Annotated in this window: 19 protein-coding genes; 14 read left to right on the plus strand and 5 right to left on the minus strand. The window is 42.2% G+C overall.

Features of this window, described 5'->3' with window-relative positions:
* Nucleotides 1-3: 3 nt before the first annotated feature.
* The 7 genes from A5870_RS03405 (at nt 4) to A5870_RS17270 (ending at nt 5,216) form a co-directional block, all read left to right on the plus strand.
* Nucleotides 4-3,045 carry a hypothetical protein gene (locus A5870_RS03405; protein ID WP_086291821.1) on the plus strand — a complete coding sequence of 1,014 codons (3,042 nt, stop codon included), beginning with the start codon at nt 4-6 and terminating at the stop codon, nt 3,043-3,045.
* Between the two features lie 14 nt (nt 3,046-3,059).
* Nucleotides 3,060-3,341: a hypothetical protein gene (locus tag A5870_RS03410; RefSeq protein ID WP_086291822.1), complete on the plus strand. Its 282-nt coding sequence runs from the start codon at nt 3,060-3,062 to the stop codon at nt 3,339-3,341.
* Nucleotides 3,342-3,355: 14 nt separating this feature from the next.
* Entirely contained in the window at nt 3,356-3,499 is a 144-nt protein-coding gene (locus A5870_RS17265) for a CD1375 family protein (RefSeq protein ID WP_170924037.1), read from the plus strand.
* 67 nt (nt 3,500-3,566) lie between these two features.
* On the plus strand, nt 3,567-3,860 hold the full coding sequence (locus A5870_RS03415; protein WP_010749285.1) for a hypothetical protein: 294 nt from the start codon (nt 3,567-3,569) through the stop codon (nt 3,858-3,860).
* A 2-nt stretch (nt 3,861-3,862) separates the two neighbouring features.
* Nucleotides 3,863-4,180, plus strand: coding sequence for a phage holin family protein (locus tag A5870_RS03420; protein WP_086291823.1), 318 nt, complete (start codon nt 3,863-3,865; stop codon nt 4,178-4,180).
* Between the two features lie 44 nt (nt 4,181-4,224).
* A complete protein-coding gene (locus tag A5870_RS03425; protein ID WP_286088804.1) occupies nt 4,225-5,007 on the plus strand; it encodes an N-acetylmuramoyl-L-alanine amidase in 783 nt (260 codons plus the stop codon).
* Nucleotides 5,008-5,057: 50 nt separating this feature from the next.
* On the plus strand, nt 5,058-5,216 hold the full coding sequence (locus A5870_RS17270) for a hypothetical protein (protein WP_170924036.1): 159 nt from the start codon (nt 5,058-5,060) through the stop codon (nt 5,214-5,216).
* Here the strand turns inward: A5870_RS17270 and A5870_RS03430 are convergent.
* From A5870_RS03430 to A5870_RS03445, 4 genes are all read right to left on the minus strand, one after another.
* Nucleotides 5,213-5,989 (minus strand): hypothetical protein, encoded by a 777-nt coding sequence (locus A5870_RS03430; RefSeq protein WP_086291824.1) that lies wholly within the window; start codon nt 5,987-5,989, stop codon nt 5,213-5,215. The two genes, A5870_RS17270 and A5870_RS03430, sit on opposite strands and share 4 nt — an antisense overlap.
* A 442-nt stretch (nt 5,990-6,431) precedes the next feature.
* A complete protein-coding gene (locus A5870_RS03435; RefSeq protein ID WP_086291825.1) occupies nt 6,432-6,653 on the minus strand; it encodes a hypothetical protein in 222 nt (73 codons plus the stop codon).
* Between the two features lie 440 nt (nt 6,654-7,093).
* Nucleotides 7,094-7,411, minus strand: a complete 318-nt coding sequence (locus A5870_RS03440; protein ID WP_170920085.1) for an RNHCP domain-containing protein — start codon at nt 7,409-7,411, stop codon at nt 7,094-7,096.
* Between the two features lie 660 nt (nt 7,412-8,071).
* Nucleotides 8,072-8,863, minus strand: a complete 792-nt coding sequence (locus tag A5870_RS03445; RefSeq protein ID WP_170924035.1) for an L-threonylcarbamoyladenylate synthase — start codon at nt 8,861-8,863, stop codon at nt 8,072-8,074.
* Nucleotides 8,864-9,187: 324 nt separating this feature from the next.
* On the opposite strand from A5870_RS03445, the gene A5870_RS03450 reads away from it, so the two are divergent.
* Both A5870_RS03450 and A5870_RS03455 read left to right on the plus strand, forming a co-directional pair.
* Nucleotides 9,188-10,108 (plus strand): cation transporter, encoded by a 921-nt coding sequence (locus tag A5870_RS03450; RefSeq protein WP_077451984.1) that lies wholly within the window; start codon nt 9,188-9,190, stop codon nt 10,106-10,108.
* Nucleotides 10,109-10,173: 65 nt separating this feature from the next.
* Nucleotides 10,174-11,010 (plus strand): YitT family protein, encoded by an 837-nt coding sequence (locus A5870_RS03455; RefSeq protein ID WP_081117936.1) that lies wholly within the window; start codon nt 10,174-10,176, stop codon nt 11,008-11,010.
* A 97-nt stretch (nt 11,011-11,107) separates the two neighbouring features.
* On the opposite strand, the gene A5870_RS03460 is transcribed toward A5870_RS03455, so the two are convergent.
* On the minus strand, nt 11,108-11,776 hold the full coding sequence (locus A5870_RS03460; RefSeq protein WP_077451980.1) for a GntR family transcriptional regulator: 669 nt from the start codon (nt 11,774-11,776) through the stop codon (nt 11,108-11,110).
* Between the two features lie 188 nt (nt 11,777-11,964).
* Between A5870_RS03460 and A5870_RS03465 the strand changes: the two genes are divergently transcribed.
* The 5 genes from A5870_RS03465 (at nt 11,965) to A5870_RS03485 (ending at nt 17,214) form a co-directional block, all read left to right on the plus strand.
* Nucleotides 11,965-13,560 carry a mannitol dehydrogenase family protein gene (locus A5870_RS03465; protein WP_086291827.1) on the plus strand — a complete coding sequence of 532 codons (1,596 nt, stop codon included), beginning with the start codon at nt 11,965-11,967 and terminating at the stop codon, nt 13,558-13,560.
* A gap of 3 nt (nt 13,561-13,563) precedes the next feature.
* The gene (gene uxuA, locus A5870_RS03470; RefSeq protein WP_086291828.1) at nt 13,564-14,640 is read left to right on the plus strand and encodes a mannonate dehydratase; all 1,077 of its coding nucleotides are present in this window, start codon (nt 13,564-13,566) and stop codon (nt 14,638-14,640) included.
* 16 nt (nt 14,641-14,656) lie between these two features.
* Entirely contained in the window at nt 14,657-16,045 is a 1,389-nt protein-coding gene (uxaC, locus tag A5870_RS03475) for a glucuronate isomerase (protein ID WP_086291829.1), read from the plus strand.
* Between the two features lie 138 nt (nt 16,046-16,183).
* Entirely contained in the window at nt 16,184-16,510 is a 327-nt protein-coding gene (locus tag A5870_RS03480; RefSeq protein ID WP_008380664.1) for an MGMT family protein, read from the plus strand.
* On the plus strand, nt 16,507-17,214 hold the full coding sequence (locus tag A5870_RS03485; protein WP_086291830.1) for a GntR family transcriptional regulator: 708 nt from the start codon (nt 16,507-16,509) through the stop codon (nt 17,212-17,214). Before A5870_RS03480 ends, A5870_RS03485 begins: the two co-directional genes overlap by 4 nt.
* Nucleotides 17,215-17,231 lie beyond the last annotated feature (17 nt).

Genomic DNA, 17,231 nt, shown 5'->3' on the forward strand with positions numbered 1-17,231 from the left:
AGAATGCCAGTAGTACAAGATGAAATTAGTTTAGTCAAAGTTGCAAACGGTGACGATGGCCGAGGGATACTTGGCACACCGGTTGCAACATATGCACAATCAACGAGTGGAACGATCCCACCAACCTCATGGTCAGCAACACGACCTAATGTTCCAGCTGGTCAGTATCTTTGGACAAGGGTTGTCACAACATATACCGATAACACAACATCCGAAACACAAACGCCTACGCTTATGGGTGCTGAGGGTGAATCTGGATTAGGCATCAAAGATAAATCGATCAGCTATGCAATAGGAACAAGCGGAAACACGCCGCCTACAAGTGGGTGGCAAGAAACAATTCCGACCGTATCAGCAAATCAGTATCTTTGGACTAAAACAACACTGATTTATACAGATGAATCAAAGACTGAAGCGTATTCTGTAGGAAAGATGGGAGCGAACGGAGCGGATGCCAAACTGCTTTATCTAACTGCTTCAGCTGAAAACATGGCTTTTAATGCCGATGACACGCCTAAGACGACACAGACGATAAATATATCGGCAAAGCTTCAAAACGTCACTGGAACTGCAACGTTCACTGCTATTCCTTATATTGGAAGCACTGCTCAAACCGCAATCACTCTCGGCGGAACTGGGAACACCAAAACTTTAACAAGTGCACAGTGGAACAATAAAGATTGGACACTGATCGCCATTACCGCAACTTTGGACAATCTAAGCGATACGTTAAGTATTGTGAAGGTGAAAGACGGGAAAGAAGGGGAAACCTATTTTCCTCATCCAGCATGGATGATGGCGGACGGTACATTTACCAAGGTTTATCCGAATGAGAATTTGGTTTACAATGCGATTGCTATTGAAAAGAATTACATTGGTAGTGTCGGTGAACTAGTAGTAAGTAACAACAATTTTTCAACGGATTATATCGGTGCTTCACCGGGAGATATATTTTCATCGATTCAGCCATATGAGGGCGCAGGATATGGAAGGCTTGCAGAGTATGATTCTAATAAAATATTTATACGTAGACAATTATTACAAAGGGCATCATCAGGTTCTGGTGAATTGCAATTCGCACCAGTCGGATCAACGACAGCTTTCATTCGTTGGTCAGCCGACAGCTCAGGGGGTACCTATAAAACAGGTTTCAAACTACAAAAAGGGGCTAAACCAGTACTATACACGCCCAGCCCTAAAGATGATTACGAAAATGCCTATCCAAAATACGAAGGATTCTATTCAGATACGAATCAAATTGGGTCTGATAATCCTGACGATTACAAACCATGGACACCCTTCATGGGACAACAAGGACCAGCAGGAGAAGATGGTAAGGATGGCTCTGACGGTAAGGACGGAGCGAACGGACAAGATGCAAAAGAAGTCATCAGTGGGTATCTTTCAAATGATTCTATTATCGTGCCTGCAACTGCAGCAGGATCCGTAACAGATTTCTCAAAAGCAGTAGGAGACTTTGTTGTTTATGAAGGTCAGACAAAACTCTCATCTGGCGTAACGTATTCGAAAGTTTCCGAAACGGGAATGACCAGCACCATTAACTCGGCTGGTCGCTATACAGTAACTGCTCTATCCGTAGATGTCGGAACGGCAACCTATCAAGCGGTATACAAATCTGTGACTATTCAAAAAATAATGATTGTAGTAAAGAACAAGCAAGGGGCTACAGGGCCAGCCGGAACAAACGGAACTGATGGAAAAGGGATCGTGTCCAGCGCTACTACCTATCAGGCTGGTACATCTGGCACAACACCGCCTACAGGAACATGGAGTACTTCAATACCTAGCGTTTCTGAGAATCAGTACCTTTGGACAAGGGTTGTTCTTACTTATTCGGATAGCACCAATTCAACTGCTTATTCTGTTGGGAAGATGGGGGCAAAAGGGGAAACAGGGGCTACTGGCTCGACAGGAGCAACGGGAGCAACAGGTAATGGGATTAAAAGTACAACTATTAATTTTGCTAGTTCTACTAGCGGAACAGCAGCACCTAGTAGTGGGTGGAGCACATCAATTCCTACGGTTGCTGCTGGAAACTTCTTGTGGACCAGAACCGTTTTAACTTTCACGGATAATACAACAAATACTTCATACACTGTTGCCAAACAAGGTGAAAAGGGTGATCCAACTGGTATCATCAGTCAATCAACAGTACCAACTGATCCTTATGTTGGTATGCTTTGGCAAAATACCGGAGCGAGTGGCTATATTATCGGTGCCACCTATCAATGGAATGGCAGCAAGTTTAATCTTTATATTTTTACAGCGGATAATATAGTAGCTACCACATTGTCTGCAATCACTGCTAATTTGGGGAATGTCACTGCCGGAACGTTAACGGGTGTTACTTTAGTCAGTCCATTTGATTTCTGGGGTGGAGAAAGCGTTCCAGATGGTACTGCTCAAATGTGGCGCAAAGGTCAGAAAACGACCCAGAATGGTGAAGACGTCACTATGTGGGAAGATTACAACAAATCGACTGGGGCAAAGATTAAAGAAGGCGGCGTGATTCAAGATTCCAACGGCTTCTATGTTTTCGTCAACGATCCAGCAAATTACAGCCAACGTGCCTCGTATACTACTTCTGGTATTCGATTAGCCGATTCTCGAGGGTTGGGTGATCTAACAAGCTCATTCTTAACATACAACGATCTTGTAACAGTTAATGAGACGTTGCTCACCGCTGCATCAGGGTTTAGCCAATATTCAACTACCGGTGAAAATGCACCAATTGCTTCTAGAACAGGACGCCAAGTAATGCTCACTGGTGCATTCAAGCCTAACGGAGCTGTAACGATCAGTGCAGATTTGGTTAGAGTGAGCACACAGTTGCCGATCTGGGCAAGACCTCGAAGAACGTACCAAATTAGAACTCAAGGCACAGGAATGAACACTCTCCTAGTAAGAGTTACAGTGGATGGTTACATTGAAATTTCAAGATATGGAAAAAATGACTACGTTAATTTATCTGGTGGCGAATGGCTCACAATCCACATGGGATATGCAGGAGCTGATATATTTTAAAAGGAGAATCGATTATGCGAGAAGAATTCAAAAAGCAATACATTGAAAAAGTCTTGAATGGACCGGGATTCGATGATGCATTAAACCGTTTGTTTGAATCGATCCTTTTGAACGAGATGAACGATGACCCGGAAGAAATGAGTTTATTTATCCAGTCGATCGTAGATGAGAATAGACCGAAAGAACTCACTGAACTAGAACTGTTAAAACAAGAGAACAAACAACTGCAAGAAGAATCAGAAATGATTCAAGCTGCATTTATGGAATTATCAGACTATGTATTTTTTTCAAAGTGAAGGAGGGATGACCCATGGAATTTTCAGCGTTAAAAATGTTATATGCAACTCACGTGATTGAAGGAAAACGAACAATCGAGAGCGTTCCGGAGATTTTGCGTGAAGATGTTGCAAAAATTGTTGGCGAAGCAAAAAAGCCAGAAGGAACCAAAGAATAGGATACGTAGTAGCAGGAGCAATCGGCTTAATGGTCGGTTGCTTTTATTTTAGGAAAGTAGGTGGCATATGTTAAACGTTGGGGAGTTAGCAACTTGGGCAGGTTGGATTATGACAATCGTGGGAATGCTGGCATTTGTAATCAAACCAGTAATGTCTAACTTTACAAAGATTGCAGATAATCTGACCAAACTCGCTCATAATTTGGATTTATTAACCAGAGATTTAGAAGCAAGTAAATCAGATCGTGTTGCAATTCATGATGAATTAAAGCGGCATGATGAGCGCTTGGATAAACACAACGATCGATTGATTGAGCATGGTGAACAATTAAAATCTTTATGGAAAGAAAGAGGGAAGTAAAAATGGATTTGAATTTCTTACAAGAATATTTAGTACCGGTGATTGTAGTAGCGTGTTTGGTAGTGGGGTATTTGATCAAGTCAACGCCGGTATTTGCAGCAGTGGCCAATGGCTACATTCCAGTGATAGTTATTGTTTTAGGAGCGATCCTAGGAGCGCTGATCAACGGATTGACTGTTGAAGCGATTGTTTATGGTGCGGTTAGTGGGATTGCTTCAACAGGGATGCATCAATTATTTGTACAACTATTAAATCTAAGCGGTAATGATCAGAAACCAGATTATGGCGATGGCCAAGAATTCACACAAAAGAAGGAGTAGCCAATTGGCTGCTCTATTTTCATACAAAAATTGGAGGGATAAACATGGTAAAGATTGAAAAACAGATTCGCCCAAACACACCACAAGTAGGTGTAACGCCTTATGGTCAAATCCACGCACACAGTACAGGGAATCCAACTTCTACCGCTCAAAACGAAGCTGATTACCATATGCGGCGACCTATTGAAAGTGGATTTTTCTCTCATGTCGTGGGGAATGGACGAGTCATTCAAACTGCTCCCGTGAATCGTGGCGCTTATGATGTCGGCGGCGGATGGAATGCATGGGGATATGCTCAAGTTGAATTGATCGAAAGTCATAAAACGCAAGCGGAGTTCGATGAAGATTACAAAATCTACGTTGAACTATTGCGTAGTTTAGCTAAAGAAGCGGGTTTGCCGTTGAAACTAGATTCCGGCAATATGGGTATTCTTACACACGAATACTGTACGTACAATCAACCAAACAACAAGAGCGATCATGTAGATCCATATCCTTACTTGAAAAAGCGTGGAATATCTCGAGCGCAATTTAAAAAGGATATTGAGAATGGTTTTGAAACAGGGGGGACAAGTGAAGTGGCAAAGAAAGTAACCTATCAAACGAAAACAGGATGGTACGAAGTAATAAAAGCAGACACGTTTTATTGCGAACCAGAATTAAAAACTAAATCAGGCTGGAATGCAGCAGTTGGCCAAAGGATCGCAGTTGATGAGGTTGTCAAAATCAAAGGGAAAGATGGTACAGTTTACACTAGAGGGAAAACTCGATTGGGTAGTGTAATTAGGTACATTACTTTGCGCGATGACACTCTTAAAAAAGTGTAAACAAATAGCCCGCTTTGGCGGGCTTGTACATAAAAAATGAGGTGGAAAACATGACAGTAAAAGAATTTATTAGAATACTATCAGAACTAGAATCTGACAAAGAAGTCACAATCATCGGAGTCGCTCATGATGGAAGCTATGAGAACGAAATAGACGAAATAGAAATTGAACAAGTAGATCAATCCTATAAAATTTATGTTGGAGCTTAAAAATTTGATATTAGAAATGATCTTTCTTTCACAGCTTCCGAAAATAATTTGTCAGAAATGTCTGCATTTGATATGACACTTGTTGAAGATAAAATATTTAAACTAAAGACATGAGAAATGTACCCTCGTTGCTCATATTCTTCCGGATTTTCAAAAATAGTTTTAAAGCCTTTCTTACTTAAAATAGAATTGGTATTTTCCATTTGATATACTTGCATGATTGGATGAAAATCTATTTCTTTATCGAATCTATCCCATAAAACGGCATTTGCTTGAGATACTATTTTGAAGATTAAATTTCCCGCTTTCTCACAATCATTTTTCGAAGGAATAATCCCATCATGAACAACGATGTTTCTAAAATTAACAATTTTATTGGGTAATTCTTCAATCGAATTTCCATTTGATAAACTGAAAAAAGCGCTTGAGAATGCCCCTGCAATTCTTTCAGATCTATTTAGACTCTTTAAGCAATAATTAACTTTATCAATATCTTTTGATTCATTATAAAGAAAAGCAGCGAGAAAATTCTTCTTATAGGCATCTAAGCCAGAGTGCAATGCATTGAAAGATTCGATATAAAAACCTAAATTGTATGATTCTATAGCTTGTTGGAATAGATATTGATATCTGTTATCCTGAGAGATAAAAAAAGTTTTGTGGTTATTATTACAGCATACATCTTTTCCTTTGAAAAACCCTTCGTCTATTTCAACGGTAAAAAATGAATTATCTTGCTCATGACACTTAGGACAACCAACTAATATTTCCATGCTTAACCTCCTTATCAGTATTTCAGTCGACCACTGACTGATAATAAGAGTATAATATTTTACACATACGAACAGAAAGAGAACGTAAAAAGCCCCCTTACTCTTCTGAGTAGGGGGCTTTTTTTGTGAAAAAAATCATTTTATTATATTCTACAACGTTTTGCTTGCACAAAGTAAGCAACTACTATAATATTTGATATGCAACATGTACAAAAAAGAAGAATGCTAGGATAAGATGAAATTTTGGGGAAGCCATCTTATCACGTCTAGCACTCTTCTTTTTTATTTTAGCATTATTTTTTTCTAATAGATATTATTATTTAGAATATTGTCTAAAATACTTTTATGTTTTTCAGCATATTGTAATTGTAAATTCATGACATATTTGGAATGCTCCTTACTCAATTAGAGTAGGGAGCTTTTTTTCTTGCTTCAAATTAATCTACCTCTTATTTTTAAATTTAAGTGGAGATTCAATTATCATACGGTCGTAAAATTTACCATTTTTTATGATGCGTTCACGTTCTACAGTAATGGATTTATCGCTTTGTGCTAACACAGCAAGAATAGATAAATCTAAGAAAACCTTCTCATCATCAGAAACGGCAGCGTATTCGGTGGAAAGTTTTTCATCGATTTGTTCTGCAATCATATCTTCAAACATTTAAAATCGCCCCTTTAAAAAATTATACGAACAGTCGATGGTTTTGTAAAGCTAGCTATGGAATTTTAGGAGGCAGAAAAGGGGCAAGAAAAAGATTATCTAAGGTAAGTATTTGACATATATCAGATAGAGCATCTGTTCCTTTATGTATTTAAACGTTGATATGATAGCTCTTATAGAATTCAAACATATGTCAATTAAAAACATGTTGTAAATCAATTCGTTTTTGAATAAGCGCAAACCAACGTAAAATCATTAAGAAGACACTAGCAGGACAGTCCGCTGATTTCGTCAACCAATCGACGAAACAGCGGGCTGTTTTTTAGGTTAGAGTAAGCGCTTCTTATGACGACAATGTCTATGAGCAGTTAGTGGTATAAGGGGTCCGTTGTTCTGATAACCAAAAAAAGACCAGCCTGAAGCATGGTCTTCTTTGGTTTTTAGTGATACGCAGCGGTTTGTGCCAACCACTCAATAAAATGGTCTGGCTGTTGCGTATCCTGTGCCACGATATTCCACTGCTGGTTTTTGCAGCGGGTGCATTCATGCAGCAGCTGATAGCCTTTTTGGGAATGTTGGCGATAGTCGATCGGTCGCATCAGGCCATGGCAAGTATTTTGACGATCACCCGGGCGAATATCCACGTGTAACGAGTAGAGGCATTGGGGACAATGGTTGCGGTAAGAACCATTGGTCAAGGGGGCAACAGGCGTACTGCAGTTTTTACAAACAAAGGTCGTGTTTTCATCTTTTCTCATTTTGCTTTCCTCCAAAAGAATGATTTCTTTTGAGAGAAAAGGGTTCCGTTCGTTCTTCATCAGGCTTCTTTGGCTAGGGACACATTCACCGTCCGTAACGATTACTTCTGCTTCCAGCTTCATGCGATTTCGCAATCCGTACCACGCTTAGTTTTTTTGTTTTGTGCTAAGCACTGTGTTGCGGCAGCCCACAACCCAGCAGTAAGTGTAGTCCAAAGTCACTGTCATTGGCGTCGTCCCCTAGAAAGCAATTGAGGAATGCTTTTTCATAGAGTTCCTCCTATGTGTTTATGAGGGTATTATAGCAGAGAAAGAATTGGAATTCTAAAATAGATAAAAATATTGATCCTAATTATGGATTCGTTTTTCGTAAAAAATATAATGATTTATATATAATGCTCATATTTTTTGTATAAGTAGATAGCTTCCAGTTGAATTTTATTTATAAAAGAAGAGACACTGATTCATAGCATGGAGAAAGGGTAATTGAATGAAAGGAATGCCATGAGGTCTTCCGCTAACTAGAAAGCTGAAGATTCAAACGGAACAGTAGCAAAAAATGTATGAGACGCGATAGAAAAACCGAAGAACGAGCTGAGCGTTTTTCCTTGAAAAGGAGGCAGCTAGCTGGTTCTTCGGTTCTTTGTTGACGATGAAAGATTAATAGTACTCCCCGTGGCGATAGTCCCATGAGTTGAACTGATCAGAAAGGTACATTTGGATTTTTTCAACATCGAGTCCTTTACGGATCAAGACAGGTGCTGGCGTGATGGAGCGTTGGTCTCCTTGCTCTGGAATCAAGTTGCCGTCTTGGTCAACGAAAGAAACCATGACTCCTTGCTCATAGCGGGTTTCCAGCGTTTTGTCTGGTTGGATCGATGCAACATAGTCGTTGCCTTCGATGATCAGATCGGCTTCTTGCGCGATTTGTTCGCCGATCCCTTCAACAAGTCCGCGATTTCCTTTGCCTGAAGGATTCGCTGAGCTGGCGAAAAGCAACTTCTTATTCTGCTCCCAAAGCTCTTTAGAAATCTGCTCGCCAGGAACTCCAAATTTAATCACGAAGCAGCTAGTTCCCCGAACGTCCGTCATCAATTCCTCTGAGCCATCGTTTGGGATATAGGATTTTCCTGATTCTTTCCAAGGCAAAATCGCGCCGAATAACACGTCATTGTTCCAACACGTTTCATAAACAGCGGCGGTTTCCGCATTTAATTCAGCTAGTTCGTGTAGCTGCTCCAATGAGCTGCAAAGAACGACACCTGGTTTATTACGTTTGCGATTCTTTGCCGAAAACTTGCGTTCCAGCCCTTTTTTATCAGAGACGGCAATAATATAGCCGACTTTGGTGGGGCAGACGATCACTTTGCCTTCTTCATTCAAATAGTTGATCGCTCGTTGGTTGGGTTCTCCTGTCCACGGGACTTGTTTTGCTTCATTCACTCTCTTCATCCTCCCTGTCTTCCAATGAATCGCCGTTATGAAAAATATAACGGAATATTCTGAAAATTCTGATTGAATATGGTTACCCTTGATGATAAGGGAATCAATCTGCGTAGTCAAGGGGATTTACACCAGAATGTAAAAAGAATAGGCCGGGGAAATCGAGTATCTGTAACGAGGACTAGGAAGAGTGAGTGACAGCAACACTATTTTTTTCCGCTTTGTATGAAAAAAATGACTGTTTTTTATGTTATTTATATGGGAAGATAGGCTTATAGATAGAAGAATGCAATTAAATTGATAGTTTTTTTGAAAAAAAGAAAGAGGAATATCATGAGTGAAAAGAAAAAAATACGCAAGCTCTTGCTGGCATCGATTGTCGCTGGGAGTATCTATGGCGGCGGTGCCTTGCTTTTTGGGTTACTGGTCAGTTATAACGTTCTCTTGTTAGATGGAGTTTATACATTGATTGGTGCAGTGATGTCGCTAATTGCTTTATATGTAGCAAAGTATATCCAAGCCCAAGATTTTGAACGTTTCCCATTCGGCAAAGAAGCGTTGATGCCATTAGTGGTATTTATTCAATATAGTATCATCTTGCTGATCTCAATTTATGGGATTATTGAGTCTGCCTTTAGTTTATTACACGTTAGTGACGGCATGATTGATCCAATAGGTTTGTATTTCTCACTGGTTGGAACGATCTACTGCTTTTCCTTTTACCTGTACTTAAAAAAGAAACCACTGACTCATCCCTTTTATTGGGTGGAACTAGAACAATGGCGTTTCGGCTTTTTCTTTAGTCTGGGTGTCGTCGGTTCATTTCTTGTGTCATGGCTGATCCAAGCCAGTCCCTATGGAGATTTCGCGATGTATGTCGACCCAATCATCTCCATCGGGATCACCTTGTTCTTTATTCAGCTTTCTATTAAAGAGTTGAAAGCGGCCATTCTGGAATTGACTTCTTCAACACCGAAAGAAGAACTACGAGAGTCCATCATGACGATCGTTGAAGAAGAATTGCGCGCAGAAGAAGTGGTGGACTTTGTGTTACGTACCGCTAAAGTCGGTAATCAAGTTATTGTGGAATTAGATGTAGTGATTTTATCTGCCAGTCCTCTCGATACAGTAGGGCGGCAAGATCCCTTGCGAGAACGATTGAATCAAGCAATCAGCCAACAGATTTCCGGTTATTCCCTCTGGCTAAACATAAATTTTGTCGGAGACATCAAATGGGCGTATAGTGAGGAGTAAGAATGGCTGCTGGGCGGTCACTGACGAAATCACCTTGTGAAAATGACAGAGAAAAGAGGAAACAAATGACAATTCTGAAAACTTATGGAAAAATTACCGCAGCACTTTTTTTGCTAGCGGCAAGCATCAATTTATTTTTAGGCCCGCATCATGTGGCAGCTGGCGGTGTCAGCGGAATCGGTATTTTATTAGAGTCAGCACTCGGTTGGGATCGAGCGGCTGTTATTATGGTGTTGAATATTTTTATGCTTATTCTGGCCTATGCTTTCTTAGGGAAGGGGCCTTTTCTGAAAGTCCTCTATGGTAGTTTTGCTTTTCCAGTAGCAATTGCTTTAGTCCCAGAATATATGGTGGCTGAAGATCGGCTGCTTTCCGTGATATTTGGCAGTGCGATTTTTGCTCTAGGTGTAGCGATTTTGTACAAAAATCAATCTTCCAGCGGCGGCACAACGATTCCACCGCTGATTTTCAAGAAATACTTTAATTTGAATCCAGCGATTGGCTTGCTGGCGACCGATGCGATCGTTGTTTCCATGAACTTGTTCGTTTTCGGGTTTGAAGAGTTCTTGTTTGCGATATTATCGATCGTGATCACCTCTGGTGTGATGACCTACATTGAAACGGGCTTTAACCGGAAGAAATCCATTATGATCTTAAGTGAGAACCACGTGAACGAGATTCGAGAAGCGGTCTTTGATAAAACAGCTCGTGGTGCCACTCTATTGGCTGCCCAAGGCGGTTACCAGCAAGCCGACAAGCAAGTGTTGCTGATCGTGGCCAGCGACCAAGAGTTTATGCAGATCAGACAAATCATTGAGACCATTGACCCAAAAGCGTTTGTGATCGTCAATAATGTCTCAGAAGTACTGGGCCAAGGCTTTAGTTATCACCCAATCGAATGAGCGTATTCTCGCTTGTTCAGCGTATGAAACCACCCTCGTCAAGTAGGCTATCTACTCGACGAGGGTGGTTTTTAGGGTCCATGATTTTCAAATAGCTTTACTCCGTAAAGTAATCGGGAAAGGCCTTTTCCACAAAAATCAAATCGTTATCAATGACATCAATGTGTTGTCCGACCAAGGGAGCAATTTTGGCTTGGTCTTTTTCTTTTAAAGTGGCTAAGATTTCTTCGTGATCCCGCAAAATAATTTCCCAAGACAATTCCTCCACTTCTAAACGTAAGAAGCGGAAGCGATTTAAAGGCAGATTGATCGTTTGTAGCCAATTCCAGACATTTTCTTTGTCGGCGATTTTATAAATCAACTGATGGAAGGCCTCGTCGAGTTGGAAAAACTCGATTTCATCCTTCAATTGGGCATAGGTCCGCTGCAAAATAACGAGTTTTTCTAGTTCTTTCAGCTGTTCTTCTGTAACGGCTTGGCAGGCAGCTACGAATACTTCTTTTTCAAGCGTCTCTCTGACAAAACGAGCTTCTTCAATTTGTTTGATACTGATTTTAGAAATATAGGTGCCGCTTTGGGGAACGACATGGATCAGTGCTTCACGGCGCAGACGAATAATTGCTTCACGGATCGGCGTCCTGCCAATGATTAGCCGTTGCTCCAATTCCTTTTCAGATATTTTTTGACCGGGAATCAGTTTGGCGGTTAAGATCAACTCTTTGATTGATTCATAAGCTTGTGATTGAAAATTTGTAGGGTTCAACATAAACGCTTCTTTCTGTATCAGGCATTCAATTACCTTCTAAAGAAAAACTCTGAAGGAAGGTACCTAGGGATAGTTTTGAGTAATAAAACTAGTATATAAGTTGAATAACCTTTTGTAAAGGCTTGCAATTCAGTATAGAATGAACTAGAATACTAATATATCAGTTTCAAGAAAAAGGAGGAAGTAGGATGTTTGATTTTGCTGCCTTGAAGCAGGCAGGAGTTACGATGCCGATCGTTCCCAAAGAAGTGACGGATCAATCAGATACTCAGTTTCAATGGCTACACTTTGGTGGGGGAAATTTGTATCGGGCATTTCACGCAGAAGTAGCCCAAACGTTGATCGATCAACAAGCACTGACAAAAGGAATCGTAGTTTGTGAAACCTTTGATGAACAGGTGATTGATCAAGTATATGCCCCTTACGAGAATGATATTTTAGAAGTGATCATGGACGAAGGGGGACGGTTGGAGAAAAAATTGCTCCAGTCAACGGCGGCTAGTTATTATTGCCATCCTTCCCGTGCTGCGAGTTATGAGCAAATACGCAAAGTATTTCAGGAGCCGTCACTACAGTTGGTTACCGTAACGATCACAGAAAAAGGCTATGGCTTAAAAGACAGTCAGGGGAATTTTTTACCTGTTGTCCAAGCGGATCTTGCTGCGGGTCCCCATCAGGTCAACCATACAATGAGCATTTTGGCTAGCTTTTTATGGGATCGTTTTCAATCAGGGGCACTTCCGATCGCTATGGTCTCCACCGATAATTTTTCGCAAAATGGGCTCCGTTTCCAAACGGCGATTGTCACCATCGCAAAAGAATGGCAAAAGCTAGGGCATGTTTCAGAAGCGTTTGTCCGATACTTAGAAAACAACGCGCAGGTGACGTTTCCGTGGTCAATGATCGATCGGATTACACCAAATCCTTCAACAGCAGTTGCAGAAGATTTAGCAGCAGCTGGGATCGAGCAGCTGCCAGTCATCCGTACCGATAAAGGAACGAATATCGCTCCGTTTGCTAACACAGAGGCGACTCATTACTTGGTGATTGAAGATGATTTTCCAAATGGTCGCCCGAATTTAGATAAAGCGGGGGTGATCTTGACGAGTCGAGAGATCGTCGACAAAACCGATAGTATGAAAGTCACAACTTGTTTGAATCCACTGCATACCGCAATGAGTTTGTTCGGCTGTTTACTCGGTTATACATCCATTGCTGCGGAAATGTCCGATCCTGATATTGTTGCTTTGATCAAAGGAATCGGCTATCGTGAAGGCTTGCCGGTAGTGGAAGATCCTGAGATCATTCAGCCAAAGAAATTTATCGATGAGGTGGTCGGCCTTCGTTTACCCAATCCGCTGATTCCTGACACTCCACAGCGGATCGCCGCAGATACCTCACAGAAAATCGCCATCCGTTTTGGCGAAACCATCAAAAAGTATGTGGAAAAAGAAGGCTCGGCTTCTGAGCTGACTTTCATTCCCTTAGCGATTGCAGGCTGGTTGCGTTATCTATTAGCGATCGATGATGAAGGCCATCCATTTGGCCCAAGTCCTGATCCCCTCTTAGCAGAATTACAAGAGATTTTATGGGAGTGTCAGTTAGGGACAGCCGCCGATGTTCAAGGGATCATTCGACCAATCCTAGCAAATCCGCAGATTTTTGGTTTGGATCTCTATCAAGCAGGGATCGCTGAAAACGTGGGCCACTTGTTCGCTAAGATGCTAACAGGAACCGGCGCAGTCCGTAAAACATTACATGAAACAGTAGAAGGGATCGAATAAAAAATGGAAATGACATTTCGTTGGTATGGAAAAGAATACGATAAAATCAAGTTAGCAGATATCCGGCAAATTCCTGGGATGAAAGGCATTGTCGGCACACTCTTTGATTTACCTGCTGGGGCAGTTTGGCCGAAAGAACGGATCAAGGCGCTCGTGGAAGAAGTCGAAGCAGCTGGACTTTCCCTCAAGGTGATCGAAAGTGTCAATATTCATGATGACATCAAGATTGGCTTGCCTTCGAGAGACCTGTATATCGAAAACTACAAAGAAACGATTCGAAATTTGGCAGCATATGGGATCGAAGTGATCTGCTATAATTTTATGCCGATTTTCGATTGGATCAAAACGGATCTTGATTATCGCTTAGCCGACGGTTCTTCTACGATGGCATTTGAAAAAGAAGGAATCGACAAAGACCCAGAAAAGATCGTCAAAGAAGTTGAGGAGTCAAGCTCTGGCTATACCTTGCCAGGCTGGGAACCAGAACGTTTGGCACATGTCAAAGAATTGTTTGCTGCGTATAAGGATGTCGATGATGACAAATTAAGAGAAAACTTTGCTTACTTCCTAAAAGCCATCATTCCCACCTGTGAAGAGGTCGGCATCAAGATGGCTGTTCATCCAGATGATCCCCCCTATTCGATTTTTGGTCTGCCGCGTATCGTTAAAAACCGCGATGATTTGGATTGGGTCTGCAACGTGGTCGACAGTCCGTCAAATGGGATCACACTTTGTACTGGCAGTATCGCCGAAGACCCAGACAATAATGTCTATGAGATTTTGGCTGAGTTTTGTCGCCGGGATCGGATTCCTTTTGCTCATGTTCGAAACATTCAATACTTGGGCAATGACAAAGACTTTTATGAAGCACCGCATCTCTCCTCTGAAGGCTCATTAGACATGTATCAGATCCTAGAAGCGATGTACAAAAATGGCTTTGACGGCTACATTCGACCAGATCATGGGCGAATGATCTGGGGAGAAACGGGACGTCCAGGCTATGGCTTGTATGATCGGGCGATCGGCGCTTCCTACTTATTAGGGTTGTGGGAAGCCATCGACAAGAGCGTGGGGCGTTAAGAAAAGGAGCGAAGAAATGTTTTTAACTGACGATTTTATTTTGAAAAACAGCTTTGCCAAACAGTTGTACCATGAGTATGCAAAAAAGCAGCCGATCATTGATTACCATTGCCATTTAGAGCCGAAAGAGATTTTCGAAAACCAAAACTTCACCAATCTCACCCAAGCGTGGCTGGCGGAAGACCATTACAAATGGCGCTTGATGCGTGCCAATGGTGTTGCAGAATCTTTGATCACTGGCGATGCTGACGACTACGAAAAATTCTGTGCTTGGGCGCAGACCTTGGAGGCTTGCATTGGCAATCCATTATATGTCTGGACCAATTTGGAATTGAAGCGAATCTTTGGTATTGATGAACGGTTGACACTAGCCAATGCAGCAAGCATTTGGGAAAAAGCCAATCAACAGCTGCAAACGAAGGAATTTTCACCACGAGGGCTGATCAAAAAGATGGCTGTTGAGGTGATCTGTACGACGGATGATCCCATTGATTCGTTGACGTATCATCAAAAGCTGGCAGAAGAATCCTTTGCCGTGTATCCTACCTTTCGTCCTGACAAAGCAATCAATCTGCAGAATCCAGAATTTCCAGCATACCTTAAGAAATTGGCTATAGCTGCGAGCAAAGAGATCACTAGCTATCAAACGCTAGTTGAAGCATTGACCGTACGTATTTCTTACTTCCAGCAACAGGGCTGTCGTTTAGCAGATCACAGTCTGTCACGTCTTGGAGAGGAAGCTTATGATGTCGCTGCACTTGAAGCGATTTTTCAAAAGCGTTTGACCACTGAGACACTGACTAATGAAGAAATCAGACAGTTTCAAACCGGCTTGCTGATTGACTTGATGCGCCAATACGCAAAGCAAGGCTGGACCGCGCAATTGCATCTGATGGCGACTCGCAACAACAGTCAAAAGCTTTTCCAACAACTAGGGCCTGATAGCGGTGGTGATGCGATGGGAGACGATCGTCTAGCGAGGGGCTTAAGTCGGACATTGGCGCAGCTTCAGGCGGAAAGCTTACTGCCGAAGACAATTTTGTATTCACTGAATCCCAAAGATTATCCGGTGTTGACTGCGCTGATGGGGGCGTTCCAAGAAGAAAGCAAAGGTAAGCTGCAATTAGGCTCTGCTTGGTGGTTCAATGATACGTATTCTGGCATGCGGCATCAGTTGACGACCCTAGCAGAAGGTGGGATTCTCGGAAACTTCGTCGGCATGCTGACGGATTCCCGCAGCTTTTTGTCTTATCCACGCCACGAGTATTTCCGGCGGATTTTGTGTCAGGTGATCAGTGAATGGGTGGAAGACGGTCAACTGCCAGCAGATGAAATATATTTAGGACAGATCGTCGCAGATATCTCTTATCACAATGCGAAAACCTACTTTGATTTTCCAAACTAATGACTACTCGATTCGTTCTTGGCTTACTAGAGAAGGGATCGATTTTTTGTACGGCTATTGCTAAAGTTGCGTCTGTTCATTTACTATTGGTAGGGAATCCAGTACTATGATAGAAAGATCAAAGAAGGAGCGAACAGTATGAATCCATTCTATGAAGAAGTCTATGCGCTGGCGCGGCAGATCCCTTTTGGTAAAGTCGTCTCCTATAGTCAGATCGCATGGAAATTGGGACAAATCAACGGTGCGCGGGCAGTCGGTCGAGCGATGCGCTTGAGCCCTCAGGATGTCCCTGCCCATCGAGTCGTGCGGGCAGATGGCGTCTTAGTTGGTCCTACCGCCAATGTGCGAAAAGCAGCACTCGTCGATGAAGGGGTGGTCTTCAAAGCCAGTGGTCGTATCGATATGAAGGCTTGCAGTTGGTCCATGAGCGAGATCGCTCCCGCTCAAATGAAGGAGCCGTTATGAAAAAACGTGAATTTATCGTACAAGATCTGTTGAGTAAAATCTATCAGGAAGAATTTTCTGCCGGCAAACTACCCAACCAAAGAACCCTTGCGCAAACCTATGGCGTTTCGCGGTTTACGATCCAGCAAGCAATCAAAAACCTTGAAGAGATCGGGATCGTCAAAGTGGTTCAAGGCTCAGGGATTTTTATCCATGAAAAATGGGACAAAAACCCAATGATCTTTAATTCCTTGACCCGTACCCCTTATGACCGCATCCGTTCCAAAATGATTTCCTTGAATAGGGCGGCAGCAACGTTGGATGAACAGCAGATTTTCCAAATAGGCCCAGATGAGGAAGTCTGGACCTTTGAACGAGTGCGGATCGTCAATTACAAAATCGAACAGCTGGAAACGTCTAAATTGCCTGTCAGCCTATTTCCCGAATTGACACAAGAAATCGTGGAGCACTCGATCCAACGCTATGTCGAAAGCTGCGGGTACCGCATTTCCCACTACATCACCAGCTATACCCCCATCACCACATCGACTGCGCAGTCGGGCATTTTATTGTGCAAGCGGGGGACGCCGGCAATGCAGATCAGCAATCGGGCGATTTTAGAAGACGGCCGCGTGTATGAGTTCAGCAATATCGTTGCCATTGATTATGCCGTGACCTACATCCGTCCCTTTGACCGCGAGATCCATCGCTCACGCATCGATTGATTTTTAGGAAAGCAAAT

Origin of the sequence: Enterococcus sp. 2G9_DIV0600, from assembly GCF_002140615.1 — a bacterium.
Classification (GTDB): domain Bacteria; phylum Bacillota; class Bacilli; order Lactobacillales; family Enterococcaceae; genus Enterococcus_D; species Enterococcus_D innesii.

Excerpts from the sequence above, each read along its gene's own strand:
- A5870_RS03425 (WP_286088804.1), top strand. The coding sequence starts at position 4,225 with ATGGTAAAGATTGAAAAACAGATTCGCCCAAACACACCACAAGTAGGT.
- A5870_RS03465 (WP_086291827.1), top strand. The coding sequence starts at position 11,965 with ATGTTTGATTTTGCTGCCTTGAAGCAGGCAGGAGTTACGATGCCGATC.
- A5870_RS03405 (WP_086291821.1), top strand. The coding sequence starts at position 4 with ATGCCAGTAGTACAAGATGAAATTAGTTTAGTCAAAGTTGCAAACGGT.
- A5870_RS03410 (WP_086291822.1), top strand. The coding sequence starts at position 3,060 with ATGCGAGAAGAATTCAAAAAGCAATACATTGAAAAAGTCTTGAATGGA.
- A5870_RS17270 (WP_170924036.1), top strand. The coding sequence starts at position 5,058 with ATGACAGTAAAAGAATTTATTAGAATACTATCAGAACTAGAATCTGAC.
- A5870_RS03445 (WP_170924035.1), bottom strand. The coding sequence starts at position 8,863 with ATGAAGAGAGTGAATGAAGCAAAACAAGTCCCGTGGACAGGAGAACCC.
- A5870_RS03415 (WP_010749285.1), top strand. The coding sequence starts at position 3,567 with ATGTTAAACGTTGGGGAGTTAGCAACTTGGGCAGGTTGGATTATGACA.
- A5870_RS03430 (WP_086291824.1), bottom strand. The coding sequence starts at position 5,989 with ATGGAAATATTAGTTGGTTGTCCTAAGTGTCATGAGCAAGATAATTCA.
- A5870_RS03485 (WP_086291830.1), top strand. The coding sequence starts at position 16,507 with ATGAAAAAACGTGAATTTATCGTACAAGATCTGTTGAGTAAAATCTAT.
- uxuA (WP_086291828.1), top strand. The coding sequence starts at position 13,564 with ATGGAAATGACATTTCGTTGGTATGGAAAAGAATACGATAAAATCAAG.
- A5870_RS03420 (WP_086291823.1), top strand. The coding sequence starts at position 3,863 with ATGGATTTGAATTTCTTACAAGAATATTTAGTACCGGTGATTGTAGTA.
- A5870_RS17265 (WP_170924037.1), top strand. The coding sequence starts at position 3,356 with ATGGAATTTTCAGCGTTAAAAATGTTATATGCAACTCACGTGATTGAA.
- A5870_RS03435 (WP_086291825.1), bottom strand. The coding sequence starts at position 6,653 with ATGTTTGAAGATATGATTGCAGAACAAATCGATGAAAAACTTTCCACC.
- uxaC (WP_086291829.1), top strand. The coding sequence starts at position 14,657 with ATGTTTTTAACTGACGATTTTATTTTGAAAAACAGCTTTGCCAAACAG.
- A5870_RS03440 (WP_170920085.1), bottom strand. The coding sequence starts at position 7,411 with ATGAGAAAAGATGAAAACACGACCTTTGTTTGTAAAAACTGCAGTACG.
- A5870_RS03455 (WP_081117936.1), top strand. The coding sequence starts at position 10,174 with ATGACAATTCTGAAAACTTATGGAAAAATTACCGCAGCACTTTTTTTG.
- A5870_RS03460 (WP_077451980.1), bottom strand. The coding sequence starts at position 11,776 with ATGTTGAACCCTACAAATTTTCAATCACAAGCTTATGAATCAATCAAA.
- A5870_RS03480 (WP_008380664.1), top strand. The coding sequence starts at position 16,184 with ATGAATCCATTCTATGAAGAAGTCTATGCGCTGGCGCGGCAGATCCCT.
- A5870_RS03450 (WP_077451984.1), top strand. The coding sequence starts at position 9,188 with ATGAGTGAAAAGAAAAAAATACGCAAGCTCTTGCTGGCATCGATTGTC.